Annotated in this window: 22 protein-coding genes and 2 tRNA genes; 7 read left to right on the forward strand and 17 right to left on the reverse strand. The window is 31.2% G+C overall.

All coding sequences use genetic code 11. The features are described from left to right. The first annotated feature begins 268 nt into the window (after positions 1-268). The gene (locus MHZ36_RS08665; protein ID WP_239231097.1) at positions 269-1,405 is read left to right on the forward strand and encodes a CapA family protein; all 1,137 of its coding nucleotides are present in this window, start codon (positions 269-271) and stop codon (positions 1,403-1,405) included. Between the two features lie 277 nt (positions 1,406-1,682). Here MHZ36_RS08665 and MHZ36_RS08670 read toward each other — a convergent pair whose 3' ends face one another. From MHZ36_RS08670 to MHZ36_RS08685, 4 genes are all read right to left on the reverse strand, one after another. After that, positions 1,683-2,423, reverse strand: coding sequence for an SDR family NAD(P)-dependent oxidoreductase (locus tag MHZ36_RS08670; protein ID WP_239231098.1), 741 nt, complete (start codon positions 2,421-2,423; stop codon positions 1,683-1,685). 320 nt (positions 2,424-2,743) lie between these two features. Then, positions 2,744-2,832 (reverse strand) — tRNA-Ser (locus tag MHZ36_RS08675). A gap of 1 nt (position 2,833) precedes the next feature. Then, positions 2,834-2,908, reverse strand: a tRNA-Asn gene (locus tag MHZ36_RS08680). A gap of 153 nt (positions 2,909-3,061) precedes the next feature. Next, positions 3,062-3,625 carry a competence protein ComK gene (locus MHZ36_RS08685; RefSeq protein WP_239231099.1) on the reverse strand — a complete coding sequence of 188 codons (564 nt, stop codon included), beginning with the start codon at positions 3,623-3,625 and terminating at the stop codon, positions 3,062-3,064. Positions 3,626-3,875: 250 nt separating this feature from the next. Here MHZ36_RS08685 and MHZ36_RS08690 point away from each other — a divergent pair, with 250 nt between their 5' ends. Beyond that, positions 3,876-4,094 (forward strand): IDEAL domain-containing protein, encoded by a 219-nt coding sequence (locus tag MHZ36_RS08690; RefSeq protein WP_239231100.1) that lies wholly within the window; start codon positions 3,876-3,878, stop codon positions 4,092-4,094. A gap of 112 nt (positions 4,095-4,206) precedes the next feature. Here MHZ36_RS08690 and lplA read toward each other — a convergent pair whose 3' ends face one another. Then, complete coding sequence (gene lplA, locus MHZ36_RS08695) at positions 4,207-5,196, reverse strand: lipoate--protein ligase (protein ID WP_239231101.1); 990 nt, start codon at positions 5,194-5,196, stop codon at positions 4,207-4,209. A gap of 200 nt (positions 5,197-5,396) precedes the next feature. Here lplA and MHZ36_RS08700 point away from each other — a divergent pair, with 200 nt between their 5' ends. Together MHZ36_RS08700 and MHZ36_RS08705 are read left to right on the forward strand one after the other, a co-directional pair. After that, positions 5,397-5,582, forward strand: coding sequence for a YkvS family protein (locus tag MHZ36_RS08700; RefSeq protein WP_239231102.1), 186 nt, complete (start codon positions 5,397-5,399; stop codon positions 5,580-5,582). 5 nt (positions 5,583-5,587) lie between these two features. Next, entirely contained in the window at positions 5,588-6,190 is a 603-nt protein-coding gene (locus MHZ36_RS08705) for a CPBP family glutamic-type intramembrane protease (protein WP_239231103.1), read from the forward strand. Positions 6,191-6,299: 109 nt separating this feature from the next. On the opposite strand, the gene MHZ36_RS08710 is transcribed toward MHZ36_RS08705, so the two are convergent. The 7 genes from MHZ36_RS08710 to MHZ36_RS08740 form a co-directional block, all read right to left on the reverse strand. Beyond that, on the reverse strand, positions 6,300-7,811 hold the full coding sequence (locus tag MHZ36_RS08710) for a bifunctional metallophosphatase/5'-nucleotidase (RefSeq protein WP_239231104.1): 1,512 nt from the start codon (positions 7,809-7,811) through the stop codon (positions 6,300-6,302). A gap of 191 nt (positions 7,812-8,002) precedes the next feature. Then, a complete protein-coding gene (locus MHZ36_RS08715; RefSeq protein WP_239231105.1) occupies positions 8,003-9,361 on the reverse strand; it encodes a TrkH family potassium uptake protein in 1,359 nt (452 codons plus the stop codon). A gap of 18 nt (positions 9,362-9,379) precedes the next feature. Then, a complete protein-coding gene (locus MHZ36_RS08720) occupies positions 9,380-11,248 on the reverse strand; it encodes a trypsin-like peptidase domain-containing protein (RefSeq protein ID WP_239231106.1) in 1,869 nt (622 codons plus the stop codon). A 261-nt stretch (positions 11,249-11,509) separates the two neighbouring features. Beyond that, positions 11,510-12,307 (reverse strand): TerC family protein, encoded by a 798-nt coding sequence (locus tag MHZ36_RS08725; RefSeq protein ID WP_239231107.1) that lies wholly within the window; start codon positions 12,305-12,307, stop codon positions 11,510-11,512. Positions 12,308-12,719: 412 nt separating this feature from the next. After that, positions 12,720-14,282, reverse strand: a complete 1,563-nt coding sequence (locus MHZ36_RS08730) for a peptide chain release factor 3 (protein WP_239231108.1) — start codon at positions 14,280-14,282, stop codon at positions 12,720-12,722. A 12-nt stretch (positions 14,283-14,294) separates the two neighbouring features. Further along, positions 14,295-14,534: a YueH family protein gene (locus MHZ36_RS08735; RefSeq protein ID WP_239231109.1), complete on the reverse strand. Its 240-nt coding sequence runs from the start codon at positions 14,532-14,534 to the stop codon at positions 14,295-14,297. Continuing rightward, on the reverse strand, positions 14,524-16,008 hold the full coding sequence (locus tag MHZ36_RS08740) for a UDP-N-acetylmuramoyl-L-alanyl-D-glutamate--L-lysine ligase (RefSeq protein WP_239231226.1): 1,485 nt from the start codon (positions 16,006-16,008) through the stop codon (positions 14,524-14,526). Before MHZ36_RS08740 ends, MHZ36_RS08735 begins: the two co-directional genes overlap by 11 nt. A 428-nt stretch (positions 16,009-16,436) precedes the next feature. On the opposite strand from MHZ36_RS08740, the gene MHZ36_RS08745 reads away from it, so the two are divergent. Together MHZ36_RS08745 and ltaA are read left to right on the forward strand one after the other, a co-directional pair. Next, a complete protein-coding gene (locus MHZ36_RS08745; protein WP_239231110.1) occupies positions 16,437-17,612 on the forward strand; it encodes a diglucosyl diacylglycerol synthase in 1,176 nt (391 codons plus the stop codon). Continuing rightward, on the forward strand, positions 17,590-18,783 hold the full coding sequence (gene ltaA / locus MHZ36_RS08750; RefSeq protein ID WP_239231111.1) for a lipoteichoic acid biosynthesis MFS flippase LtaA: 1,194 nt from the start codon (positions 17,590-17,592) through the stop codon (positions 18,781-18,783). The genes MHZ36_RS08745 and ltaA overlap by 23 nt, the downstream gene beginning before the upstream one ends. A 353-nt stretch (positions 18,784-19,136) precedes the next feature. Here the strand turns inward: ltaA and MHZ36_RS08755 are convergent, their stop codons facing one another. The 3 genes from MHZ36_RS08755 to MHZ36_RS08765 all read right to left on the reverse strand — a co-directional run bounded on the left by MHZ36_RS08755 (position 19,137) and on the right by MHZ36_RS08765 (position 22,142). After that, the gene (locus MHZ36_RS08755) at positions 19,137-19,646 is read right to left on the reverse strand and encodes a YjcG family protein (RefSeq protein ID WP_239231112.1); all 510 of its coding nucleotides are present in this window, start codon (positions 19,644-19,646) and stop codon (positions 19,137-19,139) included. An 85-nt stretch (positions 19,647-19,731) separates the two neighbouring features. Next, positions 19,732-20,478, reverse strand: coding sequence for an esterase family protein (locus MHZ36_RS08760; protein WP_239231113.1), 747 nt, complete (start codon positions 20,476-20,478; stop codon positions 19,732-19,734). Positions 20,479-20,573: 95 nt separating this feature from the next. Next, positions 20,574-22,142 carry an alanine/glycine:cation symporter family protein gene (locus tag MHZ36_RS08765; RefSeq protein ID WP_239231114.1) on the reverse strand — a complete coding sequence of 523 codons (1,569 nt, stop codon included), beginning with the start codon at positions 22,140-22,142 and terminating at the stop codon, positions 20,574-20,576. A 329-nt stretch (positions 22,143-22,471) separates the two neighbouring features. Between MHZ36_RS08765 and cozEa the strand changes: the two genes are divergently transcribed. Continuing rightward, on the forward strand, positions 22,472-23,557 hold the full coding sequence (gene cozEa, locus MHZ36_RS08770) for a lipoteichoic acid biosynthesis protein CozEa (RefSeq protein ID WP_239231115.1): 1,086 nt from the start codon (positions 22,472-22,474) through the stop codon (positions 23,555-23,557). 147 nt (positions 23,558-23,704) lie between these two features. On the opposite strand, the gene fabI is transcribed toward cozEa, so the two are convergent. Together fabI and MHZ36_RS08780 are read right to left on the reverse strand one after the other, a co-directional pair. Further along, complete coding sequence (gene fabI / locus MHZ36_RS08775) at positions 23,705-24,475, reverse strand: enoyl-ACP reductase FabI (protein WP_239231116.1); 771 nt, start codon at positions 24,473-24,475, stop codon at positions 23,705-23,707. A gap of 217 nt (positions 24,476-24,692) precedes the next feature. Then, positions 24,693-26,543 (reverse strand): monovalent cation:proton antiporter family protein, encoded by a 1,851-nt coding sequence (locus MHZ36_RS08780; protein WP_239231117.1) that lies wholly within the window; start codon positions 26,541-26,543, stop codon positions 24,693-24,695. Positions 26,544-26,546 lie beyond the last annotated feature (3 nt).

The raw sequence follows: 26,546 nt of genomic DNA on the forward strand, positions 1-26,546 counted from the left end.
CCAAGTCAATGTATATAGATTAACATCTATATAGTCAAACGTCTATATTATTATGCATTGTATTGATTATATTTTGCATTAATCAAACAATTAATCATTAAAAAACTGTAAATAACTTATATAATGGCAAGTTAAAGGGTAAAGTATTTTAACGATTTTTAAATATATTTTTATATCCAAAATTACTTTGCCTAAATAAATTTTCAATTTCTATCAATTTGATATTTTATAAATTTAATCAAACCATTTACCAAGCAGGAGTGAAGCAATGAAAAATATTTTAATATATGTAATCATATGCTTAATATTTTTAAGCGGTTTTATCGGTTTAATTGTCAATCATCAAAAAAAGCAGTTAGATTTTATTGCAGTTGGTGATAATCTCATTCATCCAGTTGTTTATCAGGATGCCCATACACACGGACAATCTTATAATTTCCAAAAAATGTATGAACCCCTTCTACCTTATATAAAAAATAAAGATATCGCATATATTAACCAAGAATCACCTATAGGTGGAGATACACGACCTTATTCTGGTTTCAAACGATTTAATACACCTTCCTCAATAGCAAGAGATGTTGTTGCTACAGGCTTCAATTTAATTAACGGATCAAATAATCATTCATTAGATCAAGGTACAAGCGGAGTTAACAATAGTATACATACTTGGCAAAAGTACCAAGACAAATCGCTTTTCACAGGCATGTTCAATAATAAAGAAACAAGAGATACACCACAGATATTAAATGTCAAAGGGACAAATATATCCATGTTAAGCTATACATTTGGAACTAATAAGTTAAAACCATCTCAAGATTATCAAATTAATTATTTTAACAAAGCAAAAATGAAAAGTGATATTAAAAAAGCTAAGAAAAAGAGTGATTTTGTAGTAGTTTCCATGCATTGGGGAAAGGAAGGAAGTCATAAACCAAGTGCTAAACAAAAAGAATACGCCAATTTTTTGGCAAAACAAAATGTTGATGTTGTAATTGGATCACACCCTCATGTGATACAACCGGTTAAATGGCTAAAAGGAGTAAATCAACATAAAACATTAATCGTCTATTCACTTGGAAACTTTTTAAATGGACAGGAAACAGGTACTGAAAAAAACCATTTAGGCGGTAGTATTCAATTTAAGATATCTAATAATCATAGTGATACTAAAATTGATGATGTCAAATGGCGTTCTATCGTTAACCATTATGAAATGTCGGATCCGTATAATGAAAATACACGTAAAAATTTTAAAGTTTATATGCTAGATAAATATAACAATGACTTAGCGGCAAAACATGGCATTCAATATCAAAAAGAAGCCAAAATGACGAAACAACAACTACAAAATACAACGAAAAAAGTCATAGATAAAGAATTTTTAGACGAAAAAAGTTATTAATGCTAAAAGTGTTACCTTAACTTTGTGTTAAAAGAGATAATTATATTTATTTATCATTATCATTTATGCAATATCAACATTTAAATACTTTTCATAAAAAGATAACAAAAAAACCCGTTAAATTATGTTATTAAAACATCAATTTAACGGGTTTAATCTTAAATACGGAAATTCAAAATTCACTCTACATCCTTTTAGTATCAGTGATTGTAGAAAGTTCAATGACGTATAGTTGAGGTAAAACAACCCATTTGTTCATTTAGATAGATTGTTCACATTACCAAGGCACAATTCCTTCATTATTAGTAAAAGTAATAGTTTCATTCCCATTTTCATTTACTACTAATTCAATAACCCTTCTAATTCCTTCGTCAACCGATTTTGCACCCATTTGTTTAGCAGTATCTGGTTTTAATCCACCAAATTCTGTGGCAACCATACCGGGATCAACTAAATCTACACTGATATTACAACCTTCTTTTTCTAATTCTTTTGCTAGTTGTATAGTATACATATTTAGTGCCGCTTTTGATGATTGATAACCAGCCACTGCAGCTCCATAAACAATAGAATTTTCATCCAAGGCAGAGTTAAGAGAACCCATCATACTGGAAATATTAATTATTTTTGCTTGTTCAGCTTTTTTTAGTAATGGTAACATTACCGAACTCACGTTCATTACACCAAAAACATTAACGTCGAACTCTTTCTTCACTTTATTAACATCAAGTTTCGATGGGCTAGATGTCTCTAAAGCTATACCAGCATTATTAATTAAGATATCTAAAGAAGGTATTTCTCGAGTTGCATACTTTACGGAATTCATATCTGTTACATCTAATTGAACTGCTGTAACAGAAAAGCCTTTAGATTCTAATTCTTCTGCAATTGTTTTCCCATCATTAATATTTCTTGCTCCTAAGAAAATATGATAACCTTGCGCGGCTAATACTTTTGATATTTCCTTCCCCATTCCTCTAGTAGCACCTGTTACAAGTATATTTTTTTGATTAGCCATACTTAATAAAACTCCTCTCAAATTACATTAAATATTTACCCTTACTTTTCTCAACAAAACGTAATCTCGTTAGCTTATATCAGTTGTAAGTAAAAAACAATAAAACTCTATTATCAATTTAAAAAAATCGCAAATTGGTAATTGTTAATGAAATCTTTGAAGGGATCATATCAAAATATAAACGGTCATGTTGTCCGTTCATTGACCAAAAATTTAAAAACAGAGTTTTATGTATTTTTGGCAAAAATAAAAAGAACGTTGTAATAACAACGTTCTTCGTGTATTCTGCTTAACAGAAATTCATTATTTATAACTATGTACGGAAACGGAGGGATTCGAACCCTCGCGCCGCTCTCGCGACCTACACCCTTAGCAGGGGCGCCTCTTCAGCCAACTTGAGTACGTTTCCATGGCTCCACAGGTAGGACTCGAACCTACGACCGATCGGTTAACAGCCGATAGCTCTACCACTGAGCTACTGTGGATTAATGTGTTCTCTTATCAAGCACAAATATAATTATATCAACATCAGCAGATTTTTCAAGTATAAATGTTAAAAAAGTATGCAGAACATTTACACTAATTTAATATAATATTCCACATACTTTCCTTTTACAATTATTTCTTAAGTTACGTCACTATTTTTTATCAAATAATGAGTATTTCGCTAATGCTTCATAAATATTTAATTGTGGTTTCGTATAATCAATTGGAGAATCAGGATCAAACGTAGCTACTCTAGCAGCTCTATCCATCATATAGTAATAATAGATGCCATTAAGATACTGATGATGCATGCTGTGTGCAGATATATTTACCGTAATAGTTTGATCATCTACAAAAATAACTTTACATTTCTTTTCTTTTAAAGCTTTTATCTGTTGTACATAGTGAATATTAATCCAAGTGTTTTCATCTTTTCTATCAGAATGCGTTGGGAAGAAATAAGTGGGGAAAAGCGGAGTAAAAAGTATTGGCGGTTTACTACTAATACCGGTAATTCTTATGGTATCTTCTTTTTTAAATGTATAGCTGCTACCATAAAATCGACAGGATCTATCAATTATTTTATGTATTCGATCCTTAACAACTGAAGATTCGCCTTTATATTTATAGATTTGTGTACCTTCTAACAATCCAAACGATAAATTACACGGTTGTAATGCCATATCACCTTTTTTAATAACATAATGTATATTCATTCTTGAAGCCTCCTTATACTGTGGTGATAAGCAAATAATATAACATGCAGATTTTAAAATCAATACAATATATTGTATTATTTAACATATTTTAATTTATTTAAATTTAATGAAAATACTTTTACTATTTCTCATTTTTTGAAAAAGTTGCATTTTACACTTATTTTTTCGGAATAATCAGACTATTTGTTGATTTCAATATAAAAAGACTGTATACTACATGTAAATATATAGAAAGGCAGTGGTTAAGATGAAACATAACACACACGTTAAATATAATACATTAGAGTCTTTTGTATCTACTATTAATGATTTAGGCATCGAATTAATTATCGACGAATCACTTAGAAATGTACGTAAGCATGAATTAGAAAACTTGATTGACAATGCTCTAAAAAATAAAAACGAGAATGATTTCAAACGCTATACTGAAGAATACAAAAATTTGGAGGAATTTCTCGTTGGATAATTTAATAGATTGCCATTTAAAATAAGGTCTATCCCTACTTATCAGTTGATATTGTCGGTGGATAGACCTTTTCGTATGTTTATATTCTTTTTGAATTTCTAGTAATTACTTATTAAGACATTAAACGGATTAACTCGTTACGATCAATCGCACCAAAATAGTGATGAATATCGTAGTCTGCTAAAGCCTCTTCAATACTATTAAAGTCATGTAATGTACCTTCAAGTGCACTTTCTAAATCGGTAATGTCACCTTCACCAAAGAAATCTCCAAATATACGTGCATGCTCAATTCTACCTTTTTTAACATCTAATTTAATTTGTACAAACCCTTTTTCAAATTTCTCTTCACGTTCAAAATTATATTTTGGATTTTTACCATAATTCCATTCCCAAGTTCGATACTTTTCATTACTCAATTGTTCAATATTATTCCAATCTTCTTCTGTTAATTTATATTCTTCAACTTGACTTGTTTCTCCAAAAATAGTTTTTAAAATAATATCTTTAAATGTATTAATATCTATAGGTTCATCTAAGAATTCTACAATATTCGCTACTCTACTTCTTACTGATTTAATTCCTTTAGATTTAATTTTAGCAGGGTTTACTCTCAAGGCATTTTGAACTTCATCTAACTCACTATTTAAAATTAATGTTCCATGACTAAACATACGTTCTTTAACCTTAACCATAGCATTTCCTGAAATTTTTGCATTCCCAACTTGTATATCATTTCTTCCACTTAATTCAGCATCAACGCCCAAATTTTTTAGTGCTTCTACAATTGGTTCTGTAAATTTTTTGAAATTGTGAAAACTATTACCATCATCATCTGTAATAAAGCTAAAATTCAGATTACCCGTATCATGATAAACTGCACCCCCACCTGAAATACGTCTCACTACGTCGATACCATGTTCGTCAATATATGGTTGGTTTACTTCCTCAATTGTGTTTTGATTTTTACCAATTATTATAGATGGTCTATTAACATAAAATAAAAAATAGCTATCATCATTAGGCATATGTTTCAAAACATATTCTTCCATTGCTAGATTAAGTGTTGGATCTGTGATGTTGTTATTACTAATAAATTTCATTTGTTCCACTCCTTTTCCCATAAATACGCCCTTACTAATATTTATGCTACATTTTCACTTAAAATGCCAATCATTCACTCCAAAATTTCAAATAAATTTAAAATCACTTTTACAACAAGCATTTTAATGGTTTTTTGTTTATTTGTGTCTAATTTTTTTGTATAATACTATCTAGTTAGCATTTCTAGGGAGGACTAAAGATGACTGTTGCAGAAGTTGGAAATATAGTAGAATTTTATGACGGTTTAAAAGGCCGCGTAGAAAAAATTAATGATAATTCAGTAATTGTAGATTTAACAATTATGGAGAACTTCAATGATCTAGACTTGCCAGAGAAGACTGTCATTAATCATAAACGATACAAAATCATTGAACAAGAAGGTTAAGCTCAATGAATAAAATGTCAAAAGCTTTAATATGGTTTGTAGTAAGCTTTATTGCCTTTCACATTATCTTATACATCATGTGGGGTGAAAAACAAGTCTATTGGTATTTATATACAGGTATTATGTTGATTGCAGGCATAAGCTATGTATTTTACCAACGTGATATCGAATCCAAACGTTTACTTACCTCACTCGGTATTGGCATACTCGTTGGTGTCGTTCTCATACTAATACAGCTTATTACTTCAGCAATTGTTTCTGATTTAAAATACTCAGAATTAATTAAAGAATTGACAAGAACTGGTGTATATTTTAAATGGCAAATGTTAGTAACATTAGTTTTTGTTATACCGTGTCATGAACTTTATATGAGAACCGTTTTGCAAAAAGAATTATTAAAACTTAATATTCCTAGTTGGATAGGCATTATAATTTCAGCGCTATGTTCCGCTTCATTATTTTTCTATCTAGACAATAAGTGGATTGTGTTTTTCATTTTCTTAGTACAAATCGTGCTTTCACTAAGTTATCTTTATACACGAAGAATTGCTACATCTGTAGTAGCTCAAATTGTTGCAGTTGTAATTCTTCTAATATTTCATGCTTAATCTTTTTAAGCATTCTAAAAACAGGTTACCGGTTAGGTTATATACTCCGGCAACCTGTTTTTTTGTATTAAAACGCAATATTTCGTTTTATTGTTAATATTTCAAAGTTTTACTGTGTAAGTACATTGAAACTTTGTTTTTGACGAATCTTATATGTGTCATCCTTTAAATTTCTTGAAATTAATTCAAACATCGTGATATCCCCTGTATCGTGAATAACTGCATTTTCTAGATATTGTCTATAGTTTCTATAACAATAATCTGTCATACTCACACGATAAACATGTTCTAGTTTAATATTATTAAGTGTCACTCTATCAAAGGGTTGTGCATTCATATCAATCGTGTAATCTACCCCTTGCCAAAACGTACATAAAGTTTCGTCAATAATTGTTAAACTAAGGTTTCCATTACTGAATTCAATATGAGAATAACCATACTCTAATATATCTTTGATGTGTTGCCCTTTTAACGTTAAATCTACAGGTACGTCAGGATGTGGATACGCTTGGTATAAAGTTCCATTCGTAACCGTTTCAGAGAGACCCATCTCTCCATTTGTTGGTAAATGCACACATGATATATCATAATCGTATTTCAATCTAATACTATCATGAAGTAATTGCGTGAAGTTATGAGGTTTACAAATAACATCAGTTAATCCATTTACTGTGGCACCAATATCACCTTGCGACAGTATTTCTTTAGACCAATATTCTACAGCCTTACGATCATAATGCGTTAAGTGCAGTAAATTTTCATGTTCTTCATATTCATTTAAATCAACGATATGTGAATCTACATTTTCTAATTCATAAGAACTCGTACGTTTTTTAAAGTTTATATTAACATGAATGAGTTGTTCTGCATTTTGACCTGCTTGAACATACAGCGTTTGATCGTCTCTACCTATAAAAGTCTGATGTTGATGACCAGTAATAAGTAAGTCAATAACACCTAAAGTTTGCATTATTTTTTCTGCTTCATTTACTTTTTCTTCACGTTCTTTTCCTGACTTATTTAATTGATTTAAACCACCATGATAAATAACGATAAGAAAATCAGGCATTTCTGTTTCATGTATATATCGAATCCATCGTTTAGATGATAGTAATGTCTTTTCAATTTGAACATCCTTTTCCATTTCAAAATGTTCACGTTCCATCAACCCATCCGAAGTAAGACCAACAATTGCTATTTTAACACCCTCAATCTGCTTAATTGTATAAGGCGTTGAAAAATATGGTTCACGTGTCTGCTGATATTCAATATTCGCAGATAGCCATGGAAATCTTGATAACGCGATTGACCTTGAGAAAAAGGATAAGCCAAATTTAAATTCATTAGGGCTAATACCACTCGCATCATATTGCATCGCATTCATCAATTTTATCATTGGATGCCTTTTATACGGGGCTACTAATGCGTAATAGAATGCACCTAAAGAACCTGCCAAACTGCCTCCACTATCTAATAAAATCACATGTTTATTTTCATTTCTAACTTTGTCTACATACGTACCTGCTCGATATATATTGGAGCCATTATCACCATTAAGGAAATGGCTGTGCATATCTGAAGTTGTGATGACATCAATAGCAATTTTTTCACTTTGTTTCATAAGCCTCTCTCCTTATTATCAACAGTTTAACATTTTATATTTTTTGTTGACACTAATTACAACAACTAAAACTATATCTAACTTTATCTACTATTTTAAGCAATAAAAAAGATAGATACAACGATTGATTAGAATTAATTCTAACCAGTTATATCTATCTCAAATATATCTTTTTACCATTATTACTAAATCTAGCCGATTTGCACACGCTCTTTTGTATAATGGAATTTATCCGGTTCTCTACGTCCGCCAATCATAATGATGAAACTAATTAGTCCAACACGGCCTATAAACATAAGTAACATAAGTATAAGCTTTGTTGTACTACTAACATCATCAGTAATGCCTAGTGACAAACCACATGTACCAAAAGCTGACATCACTTCAAAAAATGTTTGTAAAAAGGTCAGCTTATTATTTTCAACTACAAGAATCGTAATCATACTAGCAAATGTTAATATAGATGCCATGGTAAATACTGCAAATGACCTTTGAACATCTGTCGCATGTATTTCTCGATTAAATGCTTTAATGGAAGTCCGTTCAGCTGTATTACTAAAGTTAAGTAAGAACAGGATTAATATTGCAAATGTTGTTGTTCTTATTCCTCCACCTACAGAACTCGGTGATGAACCAATAAACATCAAGATGCTCATAATTACATTAGTGCCTTCGCCAAATTGACTAACATCAATTGTCTGTAATCCAGCACTTCGCGTTGAAGCGGATTGGAACAAGGCATAAAATAACGATTTATGCCACGACATATTTTGAAAAGAATGATTATGTTCTAACAATAAGATAAATAGTGTACCAAAAACAAATAACGCTAAATAGGTTACCGTAGTAATTTTTGCAAATAATGAAAATCTAAAGTTTGGTATTCTATTTTTGATATATGCTTTAACTTCCAATAATACTGGAAAACCAATTGATCCTAATACAATTAAAAACATGACAATTGTTTGTACAAAATAATCATTTGCATACGGAATCAAAGACTGTCCAGTGATATCTAAACCACCGTTCGTAGTTGACGAAACAGCAACAAAGAAGCCCTGCATAATTGCATATTGTAAATCAGGTGTATCACGATAGAAATAAAATGTTAATAATGCTGCACCTATAAGCTCAATCACTAAAATTGTCTTTACAATTTCCAATATCAACTTTACGGTACCACTCATTGTATCTTTATTATTATCTAACATAATTAATCTTCGTTCACGCATACCAATGTGTTTACCCAATACAACCCATAGCATTGTACCAATTGCCATAACTCCAATACCACCAATATTTAAAATGATCATAATAATAATCTGACCAAAAGTACTATAAGTATCAGCAATATTGACAGGTGTTAGCCCCGTTACACTCACTCCCGAGACTGCCACAAACAAAGAATCAACCGGGTCTACATGTACACCTGGTTTATGAACAAATGGCAAATTCAATAGTAAAAAAGCTACAATAATCGCAACAAGATAGTACAAAACTATCCCTTGTTGTGGGCTAGACTTCTTTAATAATTGATTGAAAATGGACAATCTATATTCACCCCAACGTTATTTCAATTTAATGTTGATATCTTTGAGCTTACCATTTCTATATACCTTAGCTGGTAATGTTTTTAAATCATCCTTATGACTAAAAATGATTTGTCTGTATCTTAGATTATCTTCAACATCTTTACCATCTAATTCTACTATGACATCATTTTTTTGCAAGCCAGATTTATTAGCTAATGAATCTTTTTTAACATCTGCAACTACTACACCTTCATTCACATCATCAGGCAAACGAATGGTAGTGCGCGCAGAATCATCAAGTTCTGCAACATTTACTAATTTAGCACCAGAATTTGGATATTTTACTTCTCCTTTATCTTCTAACTCTTTCGCAATAGATTGTGCATCATTTATTGGAATTGCAAATGCCATACCTTCAACATTATCCATATCTATTTTTAATGAAGCAATACCTATCAGTTTTCCATCTCTATCGATTACGGCACCTCCAGAGTTCCCCGGGTTAACAGGTGCATCCATTTGAAATGCCTTCATCAAAACGTCATATTGATTATCTTTATCTATATCTACAGGTACATGTCGATTTAAACCTGAAATAATGCCTTCTGATACACTACCTTTAAAATCATTTCCCAATGGATTACCAACAACAATGATAGGTTCTCCTAATACAAGTGTGCTTGAATCTCCTAATTTAATAGGTTTAATACCTTGACCATCTTTTATTTTTGCTTTAACAATTGCAACATCAGAAAATTTATCCGATCCTATCACTTTACCAATTGTATATTTATCATTACCATATGTAATCTTTTGTTGTTTTTTATCTCCTACAACATGTGCGTTAGTTAAAATAAAAATAGAGTCGTCCACTTTTTTGTAGACGACACCAGAACCGAGTTCATTTTGTTTATCTGCTTCTTGCGTTTCTTTTGCTGCAGATGAGTTACCATTGGATGTATCGTTATCTACCGTTACTACTGAATGTACTGCATTGTTTGCATTTTTCATCGTGTCTGTATACGTTTTATTATTGTCTTTATTAGTTTGGAAAATACTATCTTTTGTATTGCCACTTTGGTCTACATTATAAAATATTGCATTTATTAATGTTAAAACTAAAATTACTGCAAGAACTATTAATACCTGTGCCCAATACTCACGGAAAAATGATTTGATTTTAGTCCAAGTACTTTCATGATTTGATTTATCTTTTTGTTTATAATCATCTTTTGTCGTTTTATAACGATAATCTTTATCATCATCAACATATTTATCTACTCTATTTTTTTGTGCTTCTTCAGAGTAGAAATAGTCTTGTTGTTTTTCTTCTGTTTTTGTTTTTTGTAACTTTTGTTTATTCTTCTTATCGTTACTTGTTGTCTCACTTTCAACTGAATCATTCACTTTATTATCTTCAGTCGAAGTCTCGTTGTCTAATTTTTCATCCTCGAGTGAAATAGTATTTTTTGAATGCTTTGTATCTGTATTAACTTCAGTCTTATTTTTTGTATCTAACTCTTTATTAGTATCTGTTTGTGACTGTAGATTTAAATCAAAATAATCATTACTGTTAGCATCTTCAGTAGTATCTTGATATTGAGCTTCATTTAACTGTTGTGTAGATGTCTGTTCAGTCTTGAGGCCTTCATTTTGTCTATCAGCCGCTTGTGCTTGTTGCTGTTGAATTTCTTCTTGTGTTAATTTTTCGATACGTGCTTTCCTCAGGTTATCCTTTACACGCTCTTCATTATTTTTTGCCAGTTTCTCTTCCTTGGCGGCCTGTACTTCTTTTTGTTGTTGCTCTAGTTGAATACGATTTTCTCGTTCTTCATTATGAAAGTATTCCCTTCTCTTTCTACCATACTTGGCTTTTGGGATGACTTGTTTTTTATTATGCGTCATCATAATTCCCCCTAATACTACATATACCTTATCTTACTATTATGCCATATTAAAATTAATATTTCTTCTTTATTTTGTTTTATAAAAGTAGATATATTTTGATTATAATCACTTTCATGATAAATTTCTAACGAATTTGCAGAAATTTTTAACCAATACAAAAATTCTTCATATATAGCGTTACCACCTTACATAGATTTTAATGTAAAAATTTCACAAAAAAACTGGAACACAATAAGTTATGTGTTCCAGTTCAAATCACTATTGATTATTTTTTTTGTTTTTTCTCAATGAAGTTAACCATCCGATAATCACTAATAATATCATGACACTCCAGAATATAGATTGCCATAAAGCTGTATGCGGAAATGATTCAGGTAATATCTTAATATCTGGATGTGCTAATACCATGATTACTAATTTAATACCTACCCAACCGACGATTGCAAATGCTGCACCTTCTAAACCTGGATATTTATTTAATAAATTAACAAACCATGATGCTGCAAATCTCATAATTACAACACCAATCATACCACCTAAGAACATTACGATAAATTGTCCTAAATCAAGGCCACCAAAATGAATGCCAACCTTTGGTAAGGTTACTGCAATTGCAAGCGCAGCTAACATAGAATCTATAGCAAATGCGATATCGGCAAATTCTACTTTTAACACTGTACCCCAGAACTCTTTAGGACTGGCTTTCTTCTCTGTTCCGTCATCATCATAATGATGATCGTCGCCACTTTCTTGTTCGTGGCTGTCTTTAGATTTAAAGAAATCGACTAAATTCTTAATTGACATGTAAATTAAGTAAAGAGCACCTAGAGCTTGTATCCACCAAAAATGAGCGATGATACTGATTAAGAATAATGAAATAAAACGGAACACCAAAGCACCTAATAAACCATAGAATAATGCTTTCTTTCTTTGTTCAGGCGGTAAATGTTTAACCATTACAGCCATAACGACGGCATTATCAGCAGCAAGTAAACCTTCTAAAAAGACAAGAACTAATAATACCCATGAATATTGCAAAATTAAACTTGCATCCATCTTTTTACAACTCCCTTTTAATTTTAAGCATAAAAATAGAGACCTAAGCTAAGCATGCGCAAATCATTCAATATCGATTGTTTATTTTATATTAAAAATAGTACAACAAATAAAACGATTCACACTTATAGCAAAGGTCTCACTCGACAACTTAAGTTGTCCACCTTACCGGAAAATAAAGAAATTTATAAACATTTTTAGTATAAATCATAAAAATTTAATACCTTGTTATTTATTTCTCAATTTTCGTAATGACGATAAGATGCTCTATTAGTTAGCATAAAAATATAAATTAGCTATTACTTACATGTAATCATATTGTTTATGTTTATAATAATAGTTGAGTTACTCCCCTCTGACCACAAAGTCATAGGTATTCTATTAATAAAAGTATTATACACAAATTTTAGATTTATAACAAACTATATAATTTTACATCTGGGAACTTTTCTTCAAACCATCTAGTTGCAAATTCATTTTCAAATAAAAATACAAAATTATCATAAATATCTTTAACTAATATTGAACGTGAAGTGCTCATATTATCTTTAATTACATCTTCATTTTCAATCCAGCGAGCAATTTTTTGACCAACTGGTTCCATTACAACATCAACATTATATTCGTTTTTTAAACGATGTTCGAAAACTTCAAATTGTAATTGACCTACTGCACCGATAATTATTTGATTTGTATGCAAAGCTTTATAATATTGAATTGCACCTTCTTGTACTAATTGTTCAATTCCTTTATGGAAATGCTTTTGTTTCATAACATTTTTCGCTGAAACTTTCATAAATAATTCAGGTGTAAATTGAGGTAAGTCTTGGAAGCTGAATTTTTGATTGGCACCCACGATAGTATCACCAATTTGGTAATTACCTGTATCATATAATCCAATAATATCACCTGCAACAGCGTGGTTTACAGTTTCTTTATCATCTGCCATAAATGAAGTAGATCTTGTTATTTTTTGCTTTTTCTTAGTTCTCTGTAAAGTGACATCCATACCACGTTCAAAAGCACCGCTAACTACACGCATAAATGCAATTCTATCTCGGTGTTTAGGATCCATATTGGCTTGAATTTTAAAGATAAATCCTGAGAAATCTTGATCAAATGGACTTACTTCAACATCTTCGTTCGTTTGACGTGCGTTTGGCATAGGCGCATGATCTACATATGCATTCAAGAAATTTTGCACGCCAAAATTAGCTAACGCTGAACCAAAGAATACAGGAGTTAAATCACCACTTAATAACGCTTCGTTATCGAAAGTTTCCCCTGCCTCTTCGACTAACATCAGTTCTTCAATCGCTTGCTCAAAAGCATTATCATTAGTGATTGCATGTTCTTCTTCAAGCTCATAGTCATCGTTTAAATGTAAGATATTTTCTTCATCTCTAAATGGTTCAATTGTACGTGAATCACGATCAATAATACCAAAGAAGTTTTGTCCCATGCCCACAGGCCAATTCATAGGATATGTTTCGATATCTAAAGTAGATTCTATTTCATCTAATAACTCAAATGGTTCTTTACCAACACGGTCTAATTTGTTAATAAATGTGAAAATAGGAATGCCTCGCATTTTACAAACTTTAAATAGTTTTAACGTTTGAGGCTCGATACCTTTCGCACAGTCAATCACCATAACCGCACTATCTACTGCCATAAGTGTTCTATATGTGTCTTCCGAAAAATCTTCGTGACCAGGTGTATCTAAGATATTAATTTTATAATGATCATAGTCAAATTGCATAACCGAACTGGTAACAGAGATACCACGCTCTTGTTCTACTTTCATCCAATCACTTGTCGCAAATTTACCGCTCTTTTTACCTTTAACTGTTCCAGCTTCTCTAATCGCGCCACCGAATAACAATAATTTCTCAGTCAATGTTGTTTTACCAGCATCTGGATGAGAAATGATTGCAAAGGTTTTTCTTGATTCAACTTCTTTCTTTATACTCATTTATAATCTCCTTTAATTCTCAATTATCCATTGAATAAGGTCATCAGCAATACGACTCGCCGTCTCCTCATCTAATAACGTAAATAAGTGTATCACAATTTCTTCTTTTAATTCATCATCATTTAAAGACATATCAATCTCTAAAGACCAATTTAAATCAGGCAATGCAATCATATAGCATTGCCCAACTTTATTATCATATATATAGACATGAGATTTTATATCATTATATTGTATATTTTTAACCTTCAACAGGTCCACCACCAAATTTTTTGTAAGCTGCTTCTAAACCAATTAAATCATCACGATGTGGTACTTTCACATGTCCAGGCATGATTTGATAAGGTTCACGTCCTTTTGAAGCTAATACTACTGTATCCCCAGGTCGTGCAATATCAATTGCATGACGAATACCTTCTGCACGGTCTTCAAATTCTATATAATTTTCATGAGTTGCACCTTTTGCAAGTTCTGCTGTGAGTTTTTTTGGCTCATCATTCGCAGGATTATCTGGAGTGAAAATGACATAATCTGCTCGACATGCAACGCGTCCCATTTCTGGCGTCTTAGTCATATCTCTTTCTCCTGCCATACCACATAAAAATATCAATCTTTGTTTTGCAAATGGTTTTACAGCATCTATTAATTTATCCATGCCATCTGCAGTATGTGCATAATCAATAATTAAATCAATCGGTAGATCAGGGTCTAAAACTTCAAGTCGACCTTCTACAGGTTCTAAATTTTCTACTGCATTAATGATTGTTGGCATATCAATCCCTTTACTCCACACTGCAATCATCGCTGCCATTATGTTAGATACATTAAAACGACCAACATATGGAGATTTTACAGTTAAAGTTTCATCAGGTGTCACAAAATCAAACGATACCCCTTGTAAAGATTCGTTAATATTTTCTGCTTTAAATTGTGCTTCCTGTTCTATAGCATAAGTGAATGTTTCAAATGGTGTTACTGTTCTTAAATATTCTGAAAATGCATCATCATTATTGATAATTGCATACTTTTCTCTTGATAAATCCTGCCCTAATTGGCTAAATAAAAGTGATTTTGCATGCCCATAAGCTTCCATAGTGCCATGAAAATCTAAATGGTCTTGTGTTAAATTTGAAAAAATAGCGACATCAAAATCCACACCACTTAAACGGCCTAATGATAAACCATGACTAGAAACTTCCAATGTCATTGCTTCCGCTTTTTTTTCAACCGCTTCATTAATTTTTTTCGTTAAAGCAACTGTTTCAGGTGTCGTATTCGCACCTTTAGATTTATCTTCATTTATTTGAAAACCATTTGTACCTAAATAAGCACTATTTTTATCTAACTTCCTATATATATGATGTATCATCGTTGCAATAGATGTCTTACCATTAGTACCCGTTACACCGTAAGTAATTAACTGTTTACTCGGATATTGATAAAGTGAATTAGCCAATAAACTAGCCACTCTCAATGTATCTGGAACTATAACTTGTGTTACTTCACCAGTTAAATCTAAAGCTCTATTTACAACAATGATTTGGCACCCATTATCCACAACATCTTGGCAAAATTTATGACTGTCTACTGTATAGCCTTTAGAAGCTACAAAAATACTTCCTAACTTTGCAGTTCTAGAATCAGTAGTAATATCATCTATTGATCTATTCAATGTTCCAATGACCTGTTTTACTTTAATTTTTTCAAATAACACATTCGCGTCCAACATATATCGCTCCTTTATTTCCAATAATACTATTATACACATTTTCGGTTCATTTTATAGAATCTAATAATCAGTAATTTCTAGTTTATACATTTATAAATATAATTTTTGACAAACACTCTATAATTTCATAAATAGAATGACTATAGTTTTGTAACAATATTAACTACATATGATGTTCATGTTAATATTTCTTATAATATTGCTTAATTTTTGTATATTAAGCATATACTTCTACTTTGGTGGTAATGTAAATGTATATAACAATATAATTTCTGTGCTATATAATTTCATGATTCAGTATGAATTATTTCATATCGTAATGTAAAATGATATAATCTTTAATTATTGTGTTTTTTCTTTCGCATGATAAAAAAATGCGTTAAACTTAGCATGAGCAAAATTATACTATTGGAGGGTGGCTATTAATGGTTACTCAAAATAAAAAAATATTGATTATTACTGGCTCCTTTGGTAATGGTCATTTACAGGTGACGCAAAGTGTCGTAAATCAATTTAATGAAATGAATCTAGACAATTTAACTGTTATTGAACACGATTTATTTTTAGAAGCTCACCCAATTCTGACTTCTATATGTAAAAAATGGTACATTAATAGCTTTAAATATTTTAGAAATATGTACAAAGCATTTTACTATAGTCGCCCAGACCAATTAGATAAATGTTTCTATAAGTATTACGGACTAAATAAATTGATAAATCTACTATTAAAAGAAAAGCCTGATTTAATTTTATTAACTTTCCCAACGCCTGTAATGTCAGTGCTTACCGAACAATTCGATATGAATATACCGATTGCAACAGTTATGACTGATTATCGATTACAAAAAAATTGGATTACACCTCATTCACAAAGGTACTATGTTGCTACGAATGAATTGAAAGATGAATTTATGGACATCGGTGTACCAAAAGAGTTAATAAAAGTAACAGGTATACCTATTTCAGATAAATTCGAACAAAATATTGATAAAAAATCATGGTTAAGTCAAAATCATTTAGACCCAGAAAAGCCTACAATCTTAATGTCGGCTGGCGCTTTTGGTGTATCTAAAGGATTTGATCAAATGATACAAGAAATACTTGATAGTAGCCCTCAATCCCAAGTAGTGATGATTTGTGGTAAGAATAAAGACCTCAAACGTTCATTGTCTGCAACATTTAATAATTATGATAATGTATTGATACTTGGTTATACTAAACATATGAATGAGTGGATGGCATCTAGTCAACTCATGTTAACGAAACCTGGTGGAATTACTATTTCTGAAGCATTAACACGCCAAATTCCTATGATATTCTTAAACCCAGCTCCTGGACAAGAACTTGAGAATGCAATGTACTTTGAACAAAAAGGATATGGACGTATTGCTAATACACCAGAAGATGCAATTCAGCAAGTGGCCGCTTTAACAAATACGCCAACAGAGTTAGCAGCTATGACGCAATCAATGAGTGACTCACGCATCCCTTATTCAACTTATAAATTATGCAAAGATTTACTAGATATTTTAAATCATTCATCACGTTATGAGGACGTCTACGGAAAGGTTCCTTTATATGCAAAGCTCTTCGTTAAATAAAAATGCTATTTCTAAAAACTTCATAATTATGTTAATCATTCTATTTTTAATGGAATTTGCAAGAGGTATGTATGTTTTAAGTTACTTGTCATTATTACCAACAGCAACTTCAATAGCGGTAGGTATTACATCTACTGCTATTTCTATTCATTTTATTGCCGATGCTGCAACAAACTTTGTTATTGGGTTTCTTTTAAAGCGCTTAGGTACTAAATTAGTTTTGACTTTAGGTTTTTTACTGGCGTTTGTCAGCTTATTCTTAGTTATTTGGTTCCCTACATCACCTATTGTCTTAATTTTAAGCGCAGTATTATTAGGAATTGCAGTAAGTCCAATATGGGTAATTATGCTAGCAAGTGTTGATGAAAAGCATCGTGGCAAACAAATGGGTTATGTATACTTTTCATGGCTATTAGGTTTACTTGTCGGCATGGTTGGTATGAATATTATCTTTAAATTCCATCCAACACAATTTGCATTTTTAATGTCCTTTGTGGTACTTATTGCATGGATACTTTATTACTTTGTAAAAATACGATTAACCAATTACAATACACGTCCTGTCAAACAACAACTCGGTCAAATTGTAAATGTCACAAAAAGACATTTATTATTGTTTCCAGGTATATTACTTCAAGGTGCATCGATTACTGCACTTGTTCCAATTTTACCTACATATGCAACGAAAGTCGTTGGTGTTTCAACAGTTGAATATACATTAGCTATAGTATTCGGGGGTATTGGTTGTGCATTTTCAATGCTTTTCTTATCAAAAATTATTGATAAGAATGGAATTAAATTTATGTATAGCATGATTTTCGGTGGTTTCTTACTTTATACATTGATGATTTTTGCCTTATCCTTAATTACCAATATATACATTGTTTGGATTTTAGCTGTATTTATTGGCTTAATGTATGGTCTATTATTACCTGCTTGGAATACGTTTATGGCAAGCCATATTCATCAAGAAGAACAAGAAGAAACTTGGGGTGTATTTAATAGTATCCAAGGTTTTGGTTCAATGATTGGACCAATTGTTGGCGGGTTGATCACTGAATTTACTAAATCGGTTAACAATACATTTTATTTCTCTGCCTTAGTCTTTTTATTCTTAGCAATATTCTATGGTATCTATTTTCTCAAAAATAGAAATGCACATCATTCCTAAGAAAAACAATTAGTGCGATAAGGTTAGATATATAACATAAAATAACAACTTTAATAATTAGAAAAAACTTGGATGACCAATTGATTATTAAAATAAAATCCTTAATTATATCTACAAAAAAGACCCTTCAGTTAAAATTTACTTTAACTGAAGGGTCTTATTCTATAACATTAAAATTCAAATAAAAGAGTGCTAATTTATAATTACAAATTAGCACTCTTTTTTAAGCATGGACACATAGTCTCCAAATACTTTTTGAAATTAAATATCAAAGATATTAATACCTCGATACTTGATTAATTCCATAATTGTAATAACGTAAACGATGATTCATTAATGGGCACTTATTTAAATTACGCTAAATTAAAGCTATCAAGCAACTTCCATTTTTCTTCTTCTGCATCGTAATAAACTAAAGAAAGCGCATCTATTGTTTCCTTATAATCAATTCCCGCAAGTTTTAACTGACCATAAATATCTTCAAACTCTTGGCTTGTTAGTCCTTGTGCAATCGTAAAATGCGGTACAAAAGGATGATCTGCTACTCCGTAAAAATCACCTTCATTAAATTGATTGAATAGTTTTTCAAGCGCTTCCGTTTTTTGTACTTTAAAATAAATGACATTCGTAGTAGGAGCAAAACTAGATGCTTTTGTAGCATGTACTTCTACAGATGGAATACCTTCAATTCTTGATTTAATGTTGTCCTTTACAGACTCTAATTCACTGTCTTCTATTTCAAATTGCCCCTTAATAGTAATATGCGGCATAATAGTCGCATAATGGTTATCATAACGTTTACGATATGCATTTACCTCATCTTGAAATGCTTTCGACGGAATTAATGCCAATCCTAAAATCATTTAAATTCCTCCTTTGTTTAACATACTTTCATTATATCAAATTTTCTAAAAATTCGTTACTTTAAACTAAATTTACTTCAGATAATTAAAAAGAAATATTATCTGATAAAAAATAAATTAGTAAATCGTCAAGGTAGTGCTTCCATGACTTCCATCTATGACCACCTTCAAATTCAAAATAATGATATGTGGCTCCAGATGTTGTAATTAATTGATTTAATTCTCTATTTGGAGTCAGAAAATCAGCACGCTTACCATTGGTTGGCAATTCAAAGTCGTCTTCTTCTAAACCAACAATATGCCAAATTGACAGTTGATCTTGAAATTGACAGCGTTCAAACATTCTTTGGATTACTTCATCATGTTGTGGACTAAGCATACCTACTTGACTAAATACCCTCGGATAAGACAATGCAGTCATTAATGCTACACTTCCGGCCAAGCTATCACCTAATAATACTCTACTATTTCCAACTTTAAATGTTGGGAATGTTCGATCTATAAATGGCAATATTTCATTTGCTACAGCCTTAACTGTTAATGGTGTTCTCGCACCTTGAGGATGAAATTCAGCGCGTCTTTTTTCTACATCTTCATAATGAAATCCAACAAAAATTGCTCGTTCTACTTTATTTTCTGACCTTAATTTTTCATAACTTCTATGAATTCTACCAAAACTGAAAAAGTCTAGACCATCAAAACAAAATACGACTTTATATTTAAATAGCTCAGTAAAATCTTTTGGTAAATAAATAGATAATGTTACATCTCTTTCTAATATTTCACTCGGAAATTCAATTTTATTTATATTTCCAGGTTGAAAATCATACATAAATATAGCGCCCCCTAGTTGTCTTAATGACATTGTACCAAGTGACGCAATATTTTAAAATAATACGCTTTATAATTTGTTATTTATAACTTTTACTATCTATCCTTATGTTCTTTCAAACGCTTTGGATAATCCTTTAACCAAAATGTAGCTTGTGGTAATTTTTTAGAATCCGGTTTGTATATAGCATTTTTTCCTGATCCAAGCTTTTTCTTCTGTTGCTCATAATCTTTCAGTGCATTCAGTGCTGGTTTGTGAAGTATCCATATAGCTATAATATTTAACCATGCCATCATACCTACACCTAAATCGCCCATCATCCAAGCAATATCTGCAGTTTTCACTGCACCGTATATTGTTGCTGCAATTAAGACAATTCTTGTGACATTTATCCAAAAAGTACTGAAATTTTTTGATCGCTTTCTAGTTAAATAAGATATATTAGTTTCTGCAATATAGTAATAAGCTAAAATAGTTGTAAATGCAAAGAAGAATAGTGCAAATGCAATGAAATATGAACCGAGACCTGAAAATGCTGGATCAAAATGATATCCACTACCTTGAAATGCTTTGTCTATTCCAGCTTGTGCATACATTGCAGTTCCTGAATAATCTTTGTCACCATTAGACATTTCTACGAACACGCCATTATCCTTAATAAGATTTGATTTACTTGTAGTTGCAGAGTCATCATTCGTCACATTATATGTGCCTGATAATAAAATGATTAACGCTGTTGCTGTACAGACAAATAGTGTATCTACATACACTGAGAAAGCTTGTACCAATCCTTGTTTCGCTGGATGTGATACTTCTGCGGCGGCTGCTGCATGTGGACCAGTACCTTGACCAGCCTCATTTGAATAAAGCCCTCTCTTAACACCAATTTCAATCATGGCACCAAATATCCCACCAAATGCTGCTTGTAAACCAAATGCTGATTTAAAAATTAATGCAAATAATGCTGGTACCTGTTCAATATTTAAAATTATGATAATTACTGCCATTAAAATATAAGCAATAGCCATAAATGGTACAATCGCAGTAGCTGCATTTGCAATCCACTTGATTCCACCAAAGATAATTAAGGCTAATATAAATGCAAGTACTATCGCAATAATCCACGGTTGAATGTTAAATGCATTTTTCATAGAACTAGCAATTGCATTAGATTGTACGCCTGGTAATAATAGACCTACTGAAATTACTGTTACGATGGCAAATATTAAACCATATATCTTACCAACATTTCCTTTAATCCCAGATTCTATATAAAAAGCAGGTCCCCCTCTGTATTGACCCTTTTCTTCTCTTTTATAAATTTGCCCTAATGTCGATTCTATAAATGCGCTACTTGCACCTAAAAATGCTGTCGCCCACATCCAAAATACTGCACCAGGACCACCAATAAATATTGCTGTCGAAACTCCTACAATATTCCCAGTTCCAACACGACCTGCTAGTGATAAAGCAATTGCTTGAAAACTTGAAATACCAGTCGGAGATTTTTCCCCATGAAACATTAGTCTTATCATCTCTTTAAAATGGCGTACCTGAAAAAATCGCATCATAAATGAAAAAATAATCCCCGTTAATAACAGTCCATAAACTAGTGGCTTACTCCAAACAATATCATAAAACCAAGTAAGAAAACTTTCGAACATAATGTATCCCCCTTATTGTACAATTATGTAAAATGATATATTTTCACTCATTATACACATACAAAAAGTAACTCGCAATAAATTTCTAAAGTTATTTTTTGAATATTTATAAAAATTGGGATACTTAATTTATAAACATTTTATCGTATTATAGTATTAATGTAATACAGTTTTAAAGACATTGTACTTTTTAATCTTGGCATATTTATTTTTTTAATAATTACTTAGCCATTTAACTAGATGCTTCATTTTTGTCTTTTGTTCTCACAATATATGATATATACTGAAAAGTACTTCAATTAAAGTAACTATTTAGGAGGAACTGCCCCATGCTAAACAAGGTATGGTTTAGAACAGGTATTGCCTTGTTAATCCTGTTTCTACTTATAAAACTCGCAATGGAAGTACATAGTGTATTTATACCTTTCATTGTAATTATCCAATCCGTATTAATACCTTTCTTACTTAGTGGCTTCTTATTTTATGTTTGTTTGCCATTTCAAAAAATACTAGAGAAGTACAAAGTCCCTCGTTGGGGAAGTATTTTAATTATATTTATTGGACTGATCATTATAATTAGTATAATTGTGGGTATTGTTGGTCCACTTTTAATGGAACAAATCGAAAATTTAGTGAATCAAATACCAACATTACAACATGAAGTTCAACATATTATTAATTTCTCACTTGATCAAATGGAAAGATTACCCTCTGATGTAACCGACAGAATTAATAAAATGGTACAAAATATGAGTGACAGTGTAGCAAGTATTCTTTCAAACTCATTCACTTATATTACATCATTTATTTCAACACTATTCTTATTAATTATGGTGCCATTTTTCTTAATCTATATGCTAAAAGATCACGAAAAATTTATTCCATTTATCGCAAAATTATTTAAATCAAACAGAAAGATTTTTGTAGTTGAATTATTAAAAGATTTAAATAATACACTTAAATCTTATATTCAAGGTCAAGTTACCGTTAGTATTATTTTAGGAATTATTTTATACATCGGCTACACTATTGTTGGTTTAAATTACACATTACTGTTAGTTATGTTTGCTTGTATTGCTAATATGATTCCATTCTTAGGTCCTTGGATGGCATTTGCACCTGCTGCAATTATTGCTATCATCCAAAGTCCAGCAACATTTATATGGGTTTGTATTATTACTTTAATTGCTCAACAATTAGAAGGAAATGTTATTACTCCAAATGTTATGGGGAAATCATTAAATATTCACCCATTAACAATCATTGTAGTAATCTTAGCCGCAGGTAATTTAGGTGGCTTTACATTAATTCTTGTAGCCGTACCGCTTTACGCAGTGATTAAAACCATAGTAAGAAATGTTTATAACTATAGACAACAAATCATGGATAAAGCTAATAGTGATGTAAAAGATTAATTTTAATTAAAAGCAGATGGAGACAATATTAATGTCCCCATCTGCTTTTAAGTTTGAATATATTACTGAAAGACCAGAGTTTATATCTGACTTATTCCTAAAAAAGCTACCAATAAAGTATAAACTTTATTGGTAGCTTTTATCATATTATTTAATACAGTGGAAACCACTATCAACATGAATATTTTCACCAGTTACACCACTAGAAAAATCACTTAATAGATAAGCTGCTGTTTTACCAACTTCTTCTTGATCTACATTACGTTTTAATGGCGCACGTTCTTCAATTTCTTTTAAGATAGTATTAAATCCGCCGACACCTTTAGCACTTAAGGTACGAATTGGACCAGCTGAAATCGCATTTACACGAATATTATCTTCACCTAAATCTAATGCTAGATAGCGTACGTTTGCTTCTAAGCTTGCTTTAGCTACGCCCATTACGTTATAATTTTGGACTGCAAATTCGCCACCTAAGTATGTTGTAGCAACGATACTACCGCCCTCAGTCATTAATTTCTTAGCTTCACGGGCAACAATAGTTAATGAATATGAACTAATGTCTTGCGCCAATAAGAAACCATCGCGAGAAGTATCTGTAAAGCGACCACGTAAGTCTTCCATATTTGCAAATGCGATTGAATGATATACGCCGTCAATTTTACCTACTTCGTCTCCAATTTTAGAGAAGCCATTTACTACATCTTCATCACTTTGAACATCAATTTGGAAGATATGATGTTCTTTTTGGTTTAATTGATCAACAAGTTTTTCTAACTCTTTTTTGCTACGTTCTTTACGATATGTAAAAACTAATTTTGCACCAAGTTCATCTAAAACTTTTGCTACACCGAAACCAATACTACGCTTATTAGCAATACCCATAATAACATATGTTTTATTTTCTAAATTAAACATGATTTAACTCCTTTTGAAATAATTCATTTTTAAATTAGCTCGAGTTTAAGTATAACAACACCACTCTATGCCAATTTCAATACTCTTTATTCTAACATTGCTAACAATATTTGGACAATTTATTTTACTACTATTGTGCTAAGAAACCCTAAATCATTTCGGTTTGTAATAAAAAACAATGGCTAAAGCGTATGCCTTAAACCATTGTTTTATAATATTAGTAATATAATTCTAATTCTCGTTTTAATTCATCTACATATTCTTTAGATCCTGTAACAATCAATCTATCTCTATAGCGAAGCTGTGTATCTCCATGAGGTACAATAGACTCATTGTTTCGTATAATACGCACAAATATAATATCTCCATCGAATGGGAAGTTACGTAATTGTATTTGATCGTATTGGTGATTTAACATAGCTATTTCATACAATGATGTCTCAACGTTACTTAAGAGATTCAACATGTTAGGTGTTTCGATTAAGCCTTTTAGTAAAATTTTATTACTCATATAACTACTAAATACCTCAATCCCTTGCTTTTGTAAAATCTCATCTTCAGAACTCGATTCTAGACGACAAATTACACGTTTAACACCTTTTGCTTTAGCCATCAAAGCAACTTTACGATTAATCGCATCATCGTTTGTCGAACAAACGACAATATTACGAGAAAATAAACCAAGTCTCTCTAATAATTCTTCTTCATAATCAGCAATTTCTATCATTGAAATCGCATCAGATAGCTTACGTTTATCGCTAAGGTCATTTCTATAATAAAGCGAAACTTGATATAACTGTGATGATAAATTTTGTGCAATAGGAATCGTTAATTGGTTCTTACCAATTAAACTGACTTCTATTTGTCTAGTCGCTTCATCAGGAATTGGGAACATTTTTTTGAATACAATTGGTACAAACACACATGTAATTACTGCACTTAGTATTAAAATACCTGATATTTCTGGTGAAATTGTCCCAAGTTGCTCTGCAATTTTAGCAGATGCAATAACTAATGATAACGTAGACGTTAATAGAAACGCCGAAGAAATCGTTGTCTTCATATCAAACCATCTACGTATATAAAGTATAGGAACTAGCTTAGAAATTAAGAACGCAATAATTAAAAATGGAATAATTAATAATAAAGATGGTTCTTTAATTAATGTTGGAATATTTAAATCTACTCCTACCATGATGAAGAAAATGGGTATAAAGAAACCATAACCAAAAGAATCTAATTTTTCTACCATATCCTCATCAGGTCCTAATAATGATACAACAACCCCGGCAAGAAATGCGCCAAGTATATTTTCAGCTCCGACACCTTCTGCCAGTGCAACAAGCATAATAATTAATGCAAATACTGCTCGTATACCAATTTGAGTTGTACCATCCATCAATTTTTGCAAGAATTGAGCTTTTTTAAATATACCACCCAATAAATAAAAGACAATTGTAAAGACAACTAAGCTACCTATTAACCAAAGTGAAGTGCTCCCAGAAGCATGTAAGGTTCCATAGGCTGTCAATAATATCATTGTTACTAAATCTGCTAAAACTGCAACAAGTAATATAAATTGGCCGATTGTTGTTCTCATGATATTCATTTCTTTAAGTGTTGGAACGACTACGCCAAGAGATATCGTTGAAATAATAATGACCATAAGTAAGACATCATCAATCAATCCGAACCATTTAAACATGTATGCAAAAACAATTGAAATAATCATGATAAACATAAATACAACAAGCGCTAACTGTAAATGTCCCGGTTCTTTCTTTTTACGTGTTCCATCTTCATTCTGTGGTGCTGGGCTTTTATCTTTTTTAAAAGCTTTAAAATCTATTTCCAATCCACTTAAAAACATTAAAAATATAAACCCTAACGTAGACAAAATATTTAGCATTTCATCACGTTCTACTAAATTTAAAAATGAGTGACCAATTAAAATCCCCATTAATATTTCTGCAACGACGACGGGTATAAATGTAATTCTAAGTCGATTTACTAAAATAGGTGTTAAAAATGCTGCTAAAACTACTACAACAAGTGATACGAATTCCATATA

Source organism: Staphylococcus sp. ACRSN (genome assembly GCF_022346615.1).
Taxonomy (GTDB): domain Bacteria; phylum Bacillota; class Bacilli; order Staphylococcales; family Staphylococcaceae; genus Staphylococcus.

What these genes read in the sequence shown, in the direction of transcription:
- lplA (WP_239231101.1), bottom strand. Translation starts at nt 5,196, where the DNA reads ATGAAATTTATTAGTAATAACAACATCACAGATCCAACACTTAATCTA.
- cozEa (WP_239231115.1), top strand. Translation starts at nt 22,472, where the DNA reads ATGCTAAACAAGGTATGGTTTAGAACAGGTATTGCCTTGTTAATCCTG.
- MHZ36_RS08760 (WP_239231113.1), bottom strand. Translation starts at nt 20,478, where the DNA reads ATGTATGATTTTCAACCTGGAAATATAAATAAAATTGAATTTCCGAGT.
- MHZ36_RS08730 (WP_239231108.1), bottom strand. Translation starts at nt 14,282, where the DNA reads ATGAGTATAAAGAAAGAAGTTGAATCAAGAAAAACCTTTGCAATCATT.
- MHZ36_RS08780 (WP_239231117.1), bottom strand. Translation starts at nt 26,543, where the DNA reads ATGGAATTCGTATCACTTGTTGTAGTAGTTTTAGCAGCATTTTTAACA.
- MHZ36_RS08755 (WP_239231112.1), bottom strand. Translation starts at nt 19,646, where the DNA reads ATGATTTTAGGATTGGCATTAATTCCGTCGAAAGCATTTCAAGATGAG.
- MHZ36_RS08670 (WP_239231098.1), bottom strand. Translation starts at nt 2,423, where the DNA reads ATGGCTAATCAAAAAAATATACTTGTAACAGGTGCTACTAGAGGAATG.
- MHZ36_RS08720 (WP_239231106.1), bottom strand. Translation starts at nt 11,248, where the DNA reads ATGACGCATAATAAAAAACAAGTCATCCCAAAAGCCAAGTATGGTAGA.
- MHZ36_RS08705 (WP_239231103.1), top strand. Translation starts at nt 5,588, where the DNA reads ATGAATAAAATGTCAAAAGCTTTAATATGGTTTGTAGTAAGCTTTATT.
- MHZ36_RS08725 (WP_239231107.1), bottom strand. Translation starts at nt 12,307, where the DNA reads ATGGATGCAAGTTTAATTTTGCAATATTCATGGGTATTATTAGTTCTT.
- MHZ36_RS08685 (WP_239231099.1), bottom strand. Translation starts at nt 3,625, where the DNA reads ATGAATATACATTATGTTATTAAAAAAGGTGATATGGCATTACAACCG.
- MHZ36_RS08690 (WP_239231100.1), top strand. Translation starts at nt 3,876, where the DNA reads ATGAAACATAACACACACGTTAAATATAATACATTAGAGTCTTTTGTA.
- MHZ36_RS08665 (WP_239231097.1), top strand. Translation starts at nt 269, where the DNA reads ATGAAAAATATTTTAATATATGTAATCATATGCTTAATATTTTTAAGC.
- ltaA (WP_239231111.1), top strand. Translation starts at nt 17,590, where the DNA reads ATGCAAAGCTCTTCGTTAAATAAAAATGCTATTTCTAAAAACTTCATA.
- MHZ36_RS08700 (WP_239231102.1), top strand. Translation starts at nt 5,397, where the DNA reads ATGACTGTTGCAGAAGTTGGAAATATAGTAGAATTTTATGACGGTTTA.
- fabI (WP_239231116.1), bottom strand. Translation starts at nt 24,475, where the DNA reads ATGTTTAATTTAGAAAATAAAACATATGTTATTATGGGTATTGCTAAT.
- MHZ36_RS08745 (WP_239231110.1), top strand. Translation starts at nt 16,437, where the DNA reads ATGGTTACTCAAAATAAAAAAATATTGATTATTACTGGCTCCTTTGGT.
- MHZ36_RS08710 (WP_239231104.1), bottom strand. Translation starts at nt 7,811, where the DNA reads ATGAAACAAAGTGAAAAAATTGCTATTGATGTCATCACAACTTCAGAT.
- MHZ36_RS08765 (WP_239231114.1), bottom strand. Translation starts at nt 22,142, where the DNA reads ATGTTCGAAAGTTTTCTTACTTGGTTTTATGATATTGTTTGGAGTAAG.